Origin of the sequence: Mesorhizobium sp. CAU 1732 (genome assembly GCF_039888675.1) — a bacterium.
GTDB lineage: Bacteria > Pseudomonadota > Alphaproteobacteria > Rhizobiales > Rhizobiaceae > Aerobium.
Genome location: NZ_JBDQQR010000001.1, coordinates 2,014,471 through 2,027,470, shown reverse-complemented (window position 1 = coordinate 2,027,470; position 13,000 = coordinate 2,014,471). Strand labels below are relative to the sequence as shown.

At 63.4% G+C, this 13,000-nt stretch carries 15 protein-coding genes; 4 read left to right on the top strand and 11 right to left on the bottom strand.

Annotation, left to right across the window (positions count from 1 at the left end; genetic code table 11):
* Window positions 1-36 precede the first annotated feature (36 nt).
* Window positions 37-1,308: a cyclopropane-fatty-acyl-phospholipid synthase family protein gene (locus AAFN55_RS09860; RefSeq protein WP_347798672.1), complete on the top strand. Its 1,272-nt coding sequence runs from the start codon at window positions 37-39 to the stop codon at window positions 1,306-1,308.
* Window positions 1,309-1,324: 16 nt separating this feature from the next.
* Here AAFN55_RS09860 and AAFN55_RS09855 read toward each other — a convergent pair whose 3' ends face one another.
* From AAFN55_RS09855 to AAFN55_RS09835, 5 genes are all read right to left on the bottom strand, one after another.
* Window positions 1,325-2,068: a sulfite exporter TauE/SafE family protein gene (locus AAFN55_RS09855; protein ID WP_347798671.1), complete on the bottom strand. Its 744-nt coding sequence runs from the start codon at window positions 2,066-2,068 to the stop codon at window positions 1,325-1,327.
* 45 nt (window positions 2,069-2,113) lie between these two features.
* A complete protein-coding gene (locus AAFN55_RS09850) occupies window positions 2,114-4,090 on the bottom strand; it encodes a bifunctional 2',3'-cyclic-nucleotide 2'-phosphodiesterase/3'-nucleotidase (RefSeq protein WP_347798670.1) in 1,977 nt (658 codons plus the stop codon).
* 148 nt (window positions 4,091-4,238) lie between these two features.
* Window positions 4,239-4,529, bottom strand: a complete 291-nt coding sequence (locus AAFN55_RS09845) for an addiction module antidote protein (RefSeq protein WP_347798669.1) — start codon at window positions 4,527-4,529, stop codon at window positions 4,239-4,241.
* A 1-nt stretch (window position 4,530) separates the two neighbouring features.
* Entirely contained in the window at window positions 4,531-4,827 is a 297-nt protein-coding gene (locus tag AAFN55_RS09840) for a type II toxin-antitoxin system RelE/ParE family toxin (protein ID WP_347798668.1), read from the bottom strand.
* A 67-nt stretch (window positions 4,828-4,894) separates the two neighbouring features.
* Window positions 4,895-5,368: an Lrp/AsnC family transcriptional regulator gene (locus AAFN55_RS09835; RefSeq protein WP_347798667.1), complete on the bottom strand. Its 474-nt coding sequence runs from the start codon at window positions 5,366-5,368 to the stop codon at window positions 4,895-4,897.
* A 151-nt stretch (window positions 5,369-5,519) separates the two neighbouring features.
* On the opposite strand from AAFN55_RS09835, the gene ald reads away from it, so the two are divergent.
* Both ald and AAFN55_RS09825 read left to right on the top strand, forming a co-directional pair.
* Entirely contained in the window at window positions 5,520-6,635 is a 1,116-nt protein-coding gene (gene ald / locus AAFN55_RS09830) for an alanine dehydrogenase (RefSeq protein ID WP_347798666.1), read from the top strand.
* A 147-nt stretch (window positions 6,636-6,782) separates the two neighbouring features.
* Window positions 6,783-7,394: an inorganic diphosphatase gene (locus AAFN55_RS09825; RefSeq protein WP_347798665.1), complete on the top strand. Its 612-nt coding sequence runs from the start codon at window positions 6,783-6,785 to the stop codon at window positions 7,392-7,394.
* Between the two features lie 31 nt (window positions 7,395-7,425).
* Here the strand turns inward: AAFN55_RS09825 and AAFN55_RS09820 are convergent, their stop codons facing one another.
* From AAFN55_RS09820 to AAFN55_RS09795, 6 genes are all read right to left on the bottom strand, one after another.
* Complete coding sequence (locus AAFN55_RS09820) at window positions 7,426-7,980, bottom strand: DUF1203 domain-containing protein (protein ID WP_347798664.1); 555 nt, start codon at window positions 7,978-7,980, stop codon at window positions 7,426-7,428.
* 113 nt (window positions 7,981-8,093) lie between these two features.
* Complete coding sequence (locus AAFN55_RS09815) at window positions 8,094-8,648, bottom strand: OmpA family protein (RefSeq protein ID WP_347798663.1); 555 nt, start codon at window positions 8,646-8,648, stop codon at window positions 8,094-8,096.
* Between the two features lie 123 nt (window positions 8,649-8,771).
* Complete coding sequence (locus tag AAFN55_RS09810; protein ID WP_347798662.1) at window positions 8,772-9,311, bottom strand: GNAT family N-acetyltransferase; 540 nt, start codon at window positions 9,309-9,311, stop codon at window positions 8,772-8,774.
* 1 nt (window position 9,312) lies between these two features.
* The gene (sseA, locus tag AAFN55_RS09805) at window positions 9,313-10,164 is read right to left on the bottom strand and encodes a 3-mercaptopyruvate sulfurtransferase (RefSeq protein WP_347798661.1); all 852 of its coding nucleotides are present in this window, start codon (window positions 10,162-10,164) and stop codon (window positions 9,313-9,315) included.
* A gap of 64 nt (window positions 10,165-10,228) precedes the next feature.
* The gene (locus AAFN55_RS09800; protein WP_347798660.1) at window positions 10,229-10,972 is read right to left on the bottom strand and encodes an alanyl-tRNA editing protein; all 744 of its coding nucleotides are present in this window, start codon (window positions 10,970-10,972) and stop codon (window positions 10,229-10,231) included.
* Entirely contained in the window at window positions 10,972-12,006 is a 1,035-nt protein-coding gene (locus AAFN55_RS09795; protein ID WP_347798659.1) for a cysteine synthase A, read from the bottom strand. Before AAFN55_RS09795 ends, AAFN55_RS09800 begins: the two co-directional genes overlap by 1 nt.
* 175 nt (window positions 12,007-12,181) lie before the next feature.
* Between AAFN55_RS09795 and AAFN55_RS09790 the strand changes: the two genes are divergently transcribed.
* A complete protein-coding gene (locus AAFN55_RS09790; RefSeq protein ID WP_347798658.1) occupies window positions 12,182-12,991 on the top strand; it encodes an SDR family NAD(P)-dependent oxidoreductase in 810 nt (269 codons plus the stop codon).
* Window positions 12,992-13,000 lie beyond the last annotated feature (9 nt).

Sequence of the window (13,000 nt, the reverse complement as noted above, 5' to 3'; positions counted from 1 at the left end):
CCTGAACGAGGCTTGTCCGGAGGGGCGGTTGGCACGATGACAGGTATTGGGAAGACGGAACACGACAAGTCGGTCTCCAACGGCGCCGACGTGATACATCTGAACCGCGAGAATTTTTCAGAGGCGACGAGGGCATTGCCGGCGCGGGCGCGCATGATGCTGTCCGTCGCCATGGAAATCCCGCGCGGATCGCTGACGGTCAGAACGCCGGAGGGCCTCGCCCTCAAGGTCGGCGGCACGGGTCCCGGCCCCGACGCGGAGATCATCCTGAAGAACTGGAACCTGCCCGGTCGCGCGTTTTCCGGCGCGACGATCGGCGTTGCGGAATCCTACATGGACGGCGATTGGGAAAGCCCCGACGTCACCTCGTTCCTGGAACTGTTCGTCGTCAACGAAGACGCCGGCGAGACGGTCGCAGGCGGTGCGAACTGGCTGCTCACCACGATCCAGCGCCTCCGACACTGGCTGAACGAGAACACGCGCTCCGGCTCGAAGAAGAACATTTCCGCCCATTACGATCTGGGCAACGCTTTCTACAAGCAGTGGCTCGACCCGACGATGACCTATTCGTCGGCGCTCTACTCGACCGGCGCGAACGATCTGGAGAGCGCGCAGACCGCGAAATACCGTGCGCTGGCGCAGGATACCAATATAGGTCAGGGCGACCATGTGCTCGAGATCGGATGCGGATGGGGCGGATTCGCCGAATTCGCCGCGCGCGAGATCGGCTGCAAGGTGACCGGCCTGACGATCAGCCGCGAGCAGCACGACTTCGCCAGGGCACGCATCCAGAAGGCCGGCCTGTCGGACCTCGTCGACATCAAGTTCCAGGACTATCGCGACGAAACCGGCAAATACGACCGCGTCGCATCGATCGAGATGTTCGAGGCGGTGGGCGAGCGCTACTGGCCGGTGTTCTTCGGCAAGGTGAAGGATTGCCTCAAGGCGGGTGGGACGGCCGGTTTGCAGATCATCACCATCAAGGAAGACGCCTATCCGCGCTATCGCGCGCGGCCCGACTTCATCCAGCGCTATGTGTTTCCGGGCGGCATGCTGCCGACGCCGTCGATCCTCAAGCGCCTCGGCGCCGATCAGGGCCTGACCTTCGCGCGCGAACGAATCTTCCCGCAGGATTATGCGCGCACGCTCGCCGAATGGCGGACCCGCTTCTGGGGCTCGTGGGAAAAGATCGTCCCACTTGGTTTCGACGACCGGTTCAGGCGGCTGTGGGAGTTCTACCTGCACTATTGCGAGGCAGGCTTCCGCGCCGAATATATCGACGTGCGGCAGGTAGTCTATAAGGCCTGAGGCTGGTTTGGCGGCGTCAAAGCGCGCCGGCGACGATGTAGAGCCCCATCAGCAGGATGCCGATGAAAAAGACGCGGCGGAACATCGTTTCCGACAGCCGTCCGCGTACGGCCTGACCCAACATCATCCCGCCGATGGCCGGCACGACGGCAAGCGCCGAGGTCCAGCCGAGATCGGCGCTCAGGAGCCCGCTTCCGCCCAACGCGATGGCGAGAGCCAGCGTCGACAGGGCAAACAGCATGCCCATCGCCTGAACCAGCATGTCGCGCGGCAGACCGATCGCCTGCAGGAACATGACGCCCGGCACGACGAAGGAGCCGGTCATTCCCGTCAGAACGCCGTTGGTCGCCCCGATCACCGGCCCGGCCCACACTTCATGACGAGCGGGAACCGCGATCCGGATGCCGGCGAGATTGACGACAGCGTAGACGATCAGCAGACACCCGAGCATTGCCGACAGGATCGACACGTCGAGCCGCGTCAGGGCCAGCGCGCCGATCCATACGGTGACGGTGGCCATCACGAGAAACGGCCATATGCGCATGGTAATGGCGCGAAAGTTTCCGCCGACAAGCGCCTGCCAGACATTCGTCACAAAGGACGGCACCAGCAGCAGGGCCATCGCCTGCGGCAAGCCCATCGTCGCGGTGAGGAGCGCGAGGCTGACGGTCGGCAGGCCGAGGCCGATGACCCCCTTCACCAGCCCTGCCAGCAGGAACGTGCCCGCCACGATCGCAAGCGTCACCGGATCGAGCGCCATCCTCTGTCCTCCATCCGGCTCTTCACACAGGCCGGCAGAGCGATGTTACAGCGTGATGCGGTACTTTGAGAAGCCTTCCGCGCCCTCGCCTGCCGCCTCGATCGTCACGCCCTTCACGTCGGCAATGAACGTCTCGGCTTTCGGTCCGGTCTCGAAGATGACGGTCGCTCCTTCGACCGGCGCAAACGTCCAGTTGGCGTCGGCCGATGGGTTGATCGTTCCCTGTTCCACGATGTAGCGCACGATGACGTCGCGGTTGGTGTCCGGCGCCTCGAAGATCAGCTTGGAGGCATCGATGTCCGGGAAACCGCCGCCGCCGCCGGCGCGATAATTGTTCGTGGCGACGACGAAACGCGCTTGCGGATCGATCGGCTGGCCGTCGAACATGAGATCGACGATCCGGTTCGAATCGGCGTTGATGACCGCGCCTTCGCTGTCGTATTTCGCCGGTTTCGAGAGGTCGATCTTGTAGGTCACGCCGTCGATGACGTCGAAATTGTAGGACGGGAATCCGGGATTGATCAGCACCTGGTCGGCCTTGCCGGGGTTGACCTGGTTGAAGATGCCGGACGACATCTCCAGCCATTCCTTCACCTGCGTACCGGTGATCGCAACCGCCTGCACTGTGTTCGGATAGAGGTAGAGGTCGGCGACGTTCCTGATCGCGACATCGCCCGCCGGCACGTCCGTGTAATAGTCCGGCCCGCCACGTCCGCCGGCCTTGAAGGGCGCGGCAGCCGACAGAACCGGCAAATCCTTGTACTCCGTCTCCTTCAGCATGTCGGTGATGTACCAGATCTGCGCCTGGCTCACGATCTGCACCGAAGGATCGTCGGCGACCAATGCGAAATAGGAATGCAGCGGCGCGGACGTCTTGCCGACGGGCGTGCGCACATAGGCGAGCGTCGCCTCGTGCTCTTCCTTAGCCGCGGCCTCCACCTCCGGCTTGCTCTCGACCAGCGCAGAAGTCTTGCCGTCGACGCGCTGCGAGATCGGGCGCGCCTCGCTGGTCGAACCGACCACGCGCCATGCATTTCCGTCGCGCTCCAGCATCAGGTCGATCAGGCCGAGATGCGAACCCCAGAAGCCGCCCATGACGGCCGGCTTGCCGCCGATCGTGCCGGCGCCGTTGTCGAGGCCTTCGACGCCGTCGAATTTCGGGCCCGGAAAATCGAGATGGCTGTGGCCGGTGACGATCGCGTCGATGCCCTCGATCCCCGCCAGAAGGATTGATGCGTTTTCGAGGTTCTCCTCATATTTCGGCGTGCCCATGCCCGAGTGGGACAGCGCGATGATGATATCCGCGCCCTCCTCCTTCATCTGCGGCACCCAGGCCTCGGCCGACTTGACGATGTCGCGCGCCGCCGCCTTGCCGACGAGATGGCGCGAATCCCAGCTCATGATCTGCGGCGGGACGAAGCCGATGAGGCCGATGCGGATCTGGTGGTCGGACCCGGCGCCGTCCTGCAGCATCTTGTCCACGATGACATAAGGCTTGAGGAACAGATCGTCGTCGCGGGCGCTTGCGGCCAGTTCGCCCTTGGTCACGTTCGCACAGACGACGGGGAAGTCGGCGCCCGCGATCGTGTTCATCATGAAGTCGAGGCCGTAACTGAACTCGTGATTGCCCAGCGTCGACGCGTCGTAGCCGAGCACGTTCATCGCCTTGATCACCGGATGGACGTCGCCCGCCTTCATGCCGCGCTCATAGGCGATGTAGTCGCCCATCGGGTTGCCCTGAAGGAAGTCGCCATTGTCGACCAGCATGGCGTTGGTCGCCTCGTCGCGGATCTGATCGATGATCGATGCCGTCCGCGACAGACCCATCGTGTCGTTCGGCTTGTCGCCGTAATAGTCGTACGGATAGACGTGAACGTGCAGATCCGTCGTTTCCATGATGCGCAGATGCGCCTGATTCGCCTGGGCACGCGCCGAAAACGGGTGCAGCACGATAAAGGCCCCGGTGGCGGCGGACCCCGCCAGGAAGGTGCGTCGTGACATGGGCGGGATCATCGCGGTCATGAGGGTTCTCCGTCTGGGGGCGATCTCGTCGTGGCCTGAGACGCGCAAGTCTTGCCCCTGACACCCCGCCAGTCCAGCAATTTATCGTAACAGCGCTGTGACATAACGAGGAGACGCGTAGCGGTTTGACCGTCGCACTTTAGACGTCTCAGGCAGCGTGCCGCTTGCCCGTCATCTCGAAGCCTATCGCCTTCATCACCGCCAAAGTGGTTTCGAGCGTCGGATTGCCATTCTCGCTGAGCGATTTGTAAAGCTGCTCGCGCGCAAGTCCCGTTTCACGCGCGATCTTCGTCATGCCCTTGACGCGGGCAACGACGCCAAGCGCCTTTGCAATGTAGCGCGCGTCGCCGGTTTCGAATGCGTCGCCGAGAAAAATCTCGATCGCCTCATCGGACTTCAGCGCCTCGGCGGGATCATAGTCGTAGAGCTTTTCTGCCATTCTAGTCGTCCCATTCGGCGGCGAGTTGGATCGCTGCTCTGATGTCTCGGTCTTGCGTGCCTTTGTCGCCGCCGCAAAGCAAAACAATGATTTCCTCGCCTCGCCGCTGAAAGTAGATGCGATAGCCGGGGCCATAGTGAATTCGAAGCTCACTGATTCCCGAACCGACCGGCGACGCATCTCCGGCAAGGCCATTGGCGAGACGGAATAGGCGAGCCGCGATCATTGCCCTCGCATTCCGATCCTTGAGTTTTCGCTCCCATTTGCGGAAAGTCTCGGTTTGCTTAAGCCGGATCATTCCTGAGTGTAATTCTTAAATCACACCCGGTCAAATTACCGGCACTTTTGACTGCCCATCCAGCGCCTCACGCCATCTCCGGCTTCATGCCGATATTCGTCCGGTCGATCACCTCTCTCAACGCAAAGGACGAGTTGATCTTGGTCACGTGCGGCATCGCCGTCAGCCACTCCTTGTGGATGCGCTCGTAGTCCTCCAGATCGCGCGCGGCGATGCGGACGATGTAGTCATATTCGCCCGACATCAGATGGCAGGACAAAACGTTCGGGCAGCGCCTAACCGCCGCCTCGAACTCGCTCAGCGTCTTTTCGAACTGCCCCGACAGCGAGATATGCACGATCGCCGTCATCTTGTGCCCGAGAGCCGCATTCGACAGACGCGCGTGGTAGCCGCGGATCACGCCGTCCTTCTCCAGCCCGTCCAGACGGCGCGAACAGGCCGATTGCGACAGCCCGACCTTCTCGGCCAGGGCCGCATTCGACATGCGACCGTCCTTCTGAAGCGCTTCGAGAATGGCGATATCGATCCTGTCGAGCGGCATAGACGCTGTTTCCTTCGAATTTTGACCCTTTGAACGCAACCATATGCGGTTTCGACGCCTTCGCACAGCCCGATACGCAAACACGTTCGGCGCATGCCGTGTTACCCATGCGTTACTGTGCGAAACTGATCGACGATGAGGAGGAGCGTCCATGCGCGTCGGCTGCCCGAAGGAAATCAAGAACCACGAATACCGTGTCGGCCTGACACCGGGCTCCGTTCGCGAATATGTCGCGCATGGTCATGACGTTCTGGTCGAAACCGGTGCCGGTGCCGGCATCGGCGCCGACGATGCCGCCTACATGGCCGCCGGCGCCCAGATCGCCAAAACCGCGGCCGAAGTGTTCACCCGCTCCGACATGATCGTGAAGGTCAAGGAACCGCAGCCCGGCGAATGGGCCCAGTTGCGCGAAGGCCAGATCCTCTACACCTACCTCCACCTCGCTCCCGATCCGGAACAGACCAAGGGCCTCGTCAATTCCGGTGTCACGGCGATGGCCTATGAGACGGTCACGGACGATCGCGGCGGGCTGCCGCTTCTCGCGCCCATGTCCGAAGTCGCCGGACGCCTTGCCATCCAGGCCGGCGCAACCGCGCTTCAGAAGGCCAATGGCGGACGTGGCGTGCTTCTCGGCGGCGTGCCGGGCGTTCTGCCGGGCAAGGTTGCCGTCATCGGCGGCGGCGTTGTCGGCCTGCATGCGGCGAAGATGGCCGTTGGCCTCGGCGCGGACGTCACCATCATCGATCGCTCGATCCCGCGCCTGCGCCAGCTCGACGACATCTTCAACGGCCGCGTCCACACGCGCTATTCGACGGTCGAGGCGCTCGAGGACGAGTGTTTCTCCGCCGATGTCATCGTCGGTGCCGTGCTGATCCCTGGCGCGGCAGCGCCGAAGCTGGTCAGCCGCGAGATGCTGTCGGGCATGAAGAAGGGCGCGGTCCTCGTCGATGTCGCGATCGACCAGGGCGGATGCTTCGAGACCAGCCATGCCACGACCCATGCGGACCCGACCTACGAAGTCGATGGCGTGATCCATTACTGCGTCGCCAATATGCCGGGCGCGGTGCCGGTGACCTCGGCGCACGCACTCAACAACGCCACGCTGCATTACGGCCTGCAACTGGCAAACCGTGGCATCAAGGCGATCCTCGACGACGCCCATCTGCGCAACGGCCTCAACGTCCACAAGGGCCGCATCACCAACCGTGCCGTGGCCGAAGCGCTGGGCTACGAGATGGCGGAGCCGAAAGTCGTGCTCGCCGCCTGACGGCCGTTTCCGATTCGCGCATCCTCCCGCGCGACATGGCCCGCCGGTCTCATCACCGGCGGGCCTTTTTTGTCCCCATGAAGTGTCACACGCGCTTCAAGCGCAGCTTGTAACGCGTCCGGGTTCACGAATTTCAAAGGAACCCGAATGACCATTTCCCGCCCCAGTATGCTCGCCGCAGCGTTTTCCATCGCCCTCCCTGCCCTTGCCGGCGCGCAGGAATACGTCTCGCCCTTCGCCTATCCGCAGCCGGAGGACACGGCCGAGTTCTTCACCGTCATCGAAATCCCCCAGGGCAGCATGACGAAGTACGAGATCGATGCCGAGACGGGACACATCATCGTCGACCGCTACCAGTCGATGCCGGTCGTCTATCCCGCGAATTACGGCTCCATCCCGAGCTCGCTCGGCGGCGATGGCGATCCGCTCGACGCAATCGTCTATTCCCGCGAGCCGATCGTTCCGGGCGCCATCATTCGCGTCCGCGCCGTGGGCGTGCTCAAGATGATCGATGGCGGTGAGCAGGACGACAAGATCGTGGCCGTGCCGACCACCGACATCGACCCGACCTATGACGCCATCCAGACGCTGGAAGATCTGCCGGCCATCGAGCGTGATCGCCTCGAAGCCTTCTTCCGCGTCTACAAGCAGTTGCCCGAAGGGCGCAAGGTCGTGGAACTCGGCGGCTTCGACACAGCCGAAACCGCGCGCGCCCTCGTCACGCAAGCGATCGAAGCCTACCGCCAGCAGGGCCAGTAGACGTCATTCGTCTTCTCTCCCGCCGTGCATTTTACGCTGCGGGAGAGGAAGTCGCCGGAGCCTCGTCCCGCTCGATGCGCAACTGGTAGCAATTGTTGCGCGCCGAGCGCATGTGGATGTAGGCGACGTCGTCCCGCTCGAACAGTTCGTGCGCGCGACCGCAGATCTTGTGCGTCGGGATCACCCCACCCGTTCCATAGACGATCCGATCATCAGGACCGTAGCCGCGCAGGATATAGTCCGGCGTCGCGCGGAACATCGGCGACAGGACGTCGCCTTCAGGCGCCCGCTCGCATTCGTCGGCGTGAAGGAAGACAGGTCCGGTTTCGGCGTAAGGTTGAAGCGTCGAAAACGGGCGGTATGCCAGCACCAGATAATCCTGCCCCGCCTCGACATGGCGCAGGCAGTGCCGGCACGGAATGCCCGAGCCATCCGATGTCTTTTGCTCCGGCGCATGGCCGTAAGCGTCCGGCTCACCGCGCTGGAACGCGCGCGCTTGATTGGTCGGCATTGCGAGAAAGCGGATCAGGCCCATCGTGGTCTCCATCGCGAAAATGATGACCGACCTTGCGTCCGCAGGCGGCATGCCGCCACCCGAAACACGCCTTCAAAAGCCACGGCCCGCCAGCAGGGGATGCTGGCGGGCCGGGAAAACCACGCGGATGGAGGGACGGAAATCCGCGCGGCTGTTCGAAAGGGTTAGCGCAGGAACTCGTCGACACGGCGCAGCGTGACGCGCCTGTTTTGCCAGTTCTCCGCCTGCGTCTGGACGAGCAGATAGTCCTCGCCATAACCGACCGTCTCGATCGCACGCGACGGGATGTTGAACTCCCGGACCAGCACGCGCTTCAGCGAGTCGGCACGGCGCTCCGACAAGATGAGGTTGGAATGATCGGACCCCACCGCATCCGTATGGCCTTCGATCAGGATGCGCGTGCCCGGACGACGCTTGATGATCCGGTCCAGCGCATTGGCGATCTGCTCGACCTTGCCATATTGCGAATACGGGATTTCGGCCGAGCCGAAGGAGAAGTTGATCGATTGGATTTCGATCGACGGCGCGGCGCGGCGAAGCTCCGGCCGGCGCTTGAATTCGCGCACCGTGACACGCTCGTTCGGACGGACGCGCTTCTGCGGCGCGGCTTCCAGCTGGCGCATGATGCTGTCTGCCGACGGCATGGACGACTGCGCGGTGGCGAAGCCGGGAAGTGCTATGGCCGCGATGGTTGCGGCGATGAAAATGCGGCGGATCATTGGTCGTCTCCTTCAGACTGCGTCAGGCGATGCCTCGTTCGATACACCGACAATCGCAAATCCGAACTGAAACGAAGCTGAACGCGCTGTTGTCTGGCGTTCAGGAACCTTAACGCCGCCCCATCACGCCCAGGGCGTGACGCTTTCCTCGGAGAACGCGTAAGGCGAAAAGCCGATGCGCTGGTAGAGCTGGAGCGCGCGCGGGCTGTCGAGCGTGTTGGTGTGGATCACCAGACGCCGCGGCTGGTGCGCCCAACCGGCAAACACCGCTTCCGACAGGAAGAATTTTGCCAACCCCCTTCCCTGAAAATCGGGCGTCAGGCCGAAATACAAAACCTCCGCTTCCTCCGGCAAACGCGACAGGTCGAGCTCGAAGAAGCCCGCCGGCGAACCGTCTACGTACAGCACCTGGATTTCGGTGTGTTCCGCATGGATCGCCGCGGCCAATTCCCCGTCAGGTGTATCGCGCCGGAACAGCCAGTGATGCGCCTTTCCGACCTGCTCGTAGAGATACCGATAGAAGGCAAGCGGCATCGTCCGCGCGCGCATGACCGCCAGCCTCGGCCCCATCGGCATCTGCACGCGATGGGCAGGTGGCGCCAGCATTTCGAGATGCGTGATGCGGGCGCTCAGCGCCTTCGCTTCGCCAGTCTTGCGCGGCATATCAGTCGTTTCCGGTGACGACAGGCGTGTCGCTGAGGCCGCCCCATTCCGTCCACGAGCCGTCATAGAGACGGTTGTCCTCGTGACCGACCGAAGCGAGCGCCAGCGAAATCACCGCCGCCGTGACGCCCGAGCCGCACGAGGTCACCACCGACTTGGTCAAATCGACGCCCGCCGATTCAAGAACCTGGCGCAACTCGTTGACCGGAAGCAGTTTTCCGTCGCGCGACAGGCTGGTCGCGGGAACGTTGCGGGCGCCCGGCATGTGGCCGGAGCGTATGCCTGCGCGGGGCTCCGGGTCCGTACCGGCGAAACGGCCGGCTGGCCTTGCATCGGCGATCTGCACTGAGCCGCTGTCGACCACGTCGCGCATCTCACTGAGCGTGACCACACGGCCCGTGTCGTCCTCGACCTCGAAAAAGGTCGGCGCGATCTTCGTCGGCTCGGCCGTCACCGGCCGCCCCTCAGCCTTCCAGCGGTCGAAACCGCCATCGAGCATGTAAACGTCCCTCGCACCCATGGTCCGGAACATCCACCAGGCGCGCGGGCCGGAAAACATGCCCGGCCCGTCATAGACGACGATCGTGTCGGACCTGCTGATCCCCATCGACCCGGCGAACTGCGCGAAATGCGCCGGCGAAGGCATCGTGTGCGGGAGCGTCGCGCCCGGCTCCACGACGGTGTCGTGGTCGAAAAAGACGGCACCCGGAACATGCCCCGCATCATACTCGGCACGCGCATCGCGCTTTTGCGCGGGCAGATACCAGGACGCATCGACAATCGACAGTCCCGGCTTACCAAGCCGCTCCTGAAGCCAGTCTGCGGAAACGACGAAGGGACTTTTTTCGGCCATGGTCACACCCTGCTGATCGGTCACCCGATATCGCATATCCGCCGGCGAAACGAAATGTCGTCGCTCAGGATGCAGGCAGCGGGCCAAATCGGATTCGAAAGCGGCGGTTTTCGCGGCCTTTCTTTTCGATCTTGCCGATATGGATCTCGCCGATCTCGCCCGTGGAGGCGACATGCGTGCCGCCGCAGGGCTGGGTGTCGATCGCCCCGCCCTCGCCGATGCCGACGAGCCTGATCCGGCCGGTGCCGACGGGCGGGCGGACGTTCTTGGACTTCACCAGCCCCGGATTGGCCGCCAGTTCCTCGTCGGTGATCCAGCGCGTGAAGACGGGATGGTCGGCGCGGACGAGGTCCATCAGCCGGGCCGTCACGTCCTCCTTGGTGAATCCGGCGTCCGCAGCGTCGAAATCGACGCGGCTGTCCTCTTCGCTCACCGACGCGCCGGTGATCGGATAGGGACACACCACGGTCAGCAGATGGCAGGCGGTGTGCATGCGCATGAGCTTCAACCGGCGCTCCCAATCGATCGCGATCGTCAGCGTCTCGCCAAGCACGGGCACCGCCTCGCCGGCGGCGGGAACATGGATGATCTCGTCCTTGGTTTCGCCGGTGACCGTCGCGGCGATCGCGATCTTCGAACCGTCGGGGCGCTCGAAGAAGCCCGTATCGCCCGGCTGTCCGCCGGAGGTCGCGTAGAAAACCGTCCTGTCGAGCACGATCCCGCCGCGCTCGTTGACCGCGACGACCGTCGCCTCCGTCGATTGCAGGTATGCGTCGTCGCGAAACAGCGCCTCCGTCTTGAGCGCCATCAGGCGACCTCTTCGAAGGGCACGTCGATGTCGACCGGTTTCTCGATCCAGCCGGGAACGGGCAGGTTCTTGCCGCGCAGGAACTCCGGATTGAACAGCTTCGACTGGTAGCGGGTGCCGTAGTCGCACAGGATGGTCACGATCGTGTGGCCGGGTCCGAGGTCACGGGCGAGCCGGATCGCGCCTGCGATGTTGATGCCGCTCGAGCCGCCGAGGCAAAGCCCCTCCTCCTGCACCAGATCGAAGACGATCGGCAGCGCGTCCTCGTCGGGCACCTGGTAGGACAAGTCGGGCGCAAAGCCTTCGAGATTGGCCGTGATGCGGCCCTGCCCGATGCCTTCCGTGATCGACGAGCCCTCCGACTTCAGTTCGCCGGTCGTGTAGTAGCTGTAGAGCGCGGCGCCCAGCGGGTCCGCCAGCGCGATCTTGACCGCGTTGCTCTTGCCCTTGAGGCCAGTTGCGACGCCGGCGAGCGTACCGCCCGTGCCAACGGCGGAAACGAAGCCGTCAATCTTGCCTTCAGTCTGGTTCCAGATTTCGATGGCGGTGGTTTCGATATGGCCGTCGCGATTGGCGACATTGTCGAACTGGTTGGCCCAGATCGCACCGTTCGGCTCGGTCTTCGCAAGCCGTTCGGCGAGCCGGCCGGAAACCTTGATGTAGTTGTTCGGGTTCTTGTAGGGGACGGCCGGCACTTCGATCAGCTCGGCGCCCAGGAGACGCAGCGCGTCCTTCTTTTCCTGGCTCTGCGTGTCGGGGATCACGATCACGGTGCGGTAGCCGAGCGCCTTCGCCACGACGGTCAGGCCGATGCCCGTATTGCCTGCCGTGCCCTCGACGATCACGCCGCCCGGCCGCAGCAGGCCCTTCCGTTCCGCGTCGCGAATGATGAAGAGACCGGCGCGGTCCTTGACCGACTGGCCGGGGTTCATGAACTCTGCCTTGCCGAGGATTTCGCAGCCGGTCTCCTCCGATGCGCGCTTAAGGCGGATCAGCGGCGTATTGCCGATGACGTCGATCACCGAACTTGTCATGGGAATTTCCTCGTCACTGTGTTTCGCGCGACCCTAGAAACGGAAGCGACGGCTTTCAAGGTTGGATTTTCCAAGACAGCGTTCTATTTCGACAACGGATTGACGCACGCCGACCTTCCACCCATCACCAATAGCGACTACCACCCTCCAGACCGAACCAGCCTCGGATGACATCATGACGCTTTACAGGGCAACCCCCAGGGACGGCGCAGCCTGGATTACCGGCGCGAGCACCGGCTTGGGCCGCCAACTGGCGCTCGACCTTGCGAGGGAAGGCTATGTCGTCGCGGTCACGGCGCGCGATCTGGACAGGCTGGACACCCTGGCGGAAGAGGCTGCCAACCTGTCGGGCCGCATCGTGCCGTATCTGTGCGACGTCACGGACGAACAGGGCATGGATCGCATCGTCGCCAGGATAGAAGCCGATCTCGGGCCGATCGTTCTGGCCGTCTTCAACGCCGGCAATTACTACCCCTCCCATGGCGAGCGGCTCGAAACCTACAATTTCGTCTCGACGTTCCAGGTTAATCTCCTGGGCGTGATGTTCGGCCTCGTGCCGGTGGCCGACCGCATGCGCGATCGCGGTTTCGGCCAGATCGCGATCGTGGGCTCGGTGACGAGCTATTTCGGACTGCCGTCTGCCGCCGCCTATGGCGGGTCGAAAGCGGCCCTCAACGCCATCGCCCAGTCGCTGCGCTACGATTTCGACAAGCTCAACATCCGGCTGCAGATGGTCAATCCGGGCTTCATCGCGACGCCGCTGACCGACAAGAACAAGTTTCCGATGCCGGCCCTGATGCCGGTGGAAAAGGCCGCGCAACGCATGGCCGACGGATTTCGCACGGGCGGCTTCGAGATCACCTTCCCGCGCAGGCTGACCTGGGTTCTGAAGGTCATGAGCTATCTGCCCAACGAACTTCACTACCGCCTCATCCGGCGCATCACCGGATGGGACCAGCGCCAGTTCGGCCGCAAGCGCCGCTAAAGCATCGGA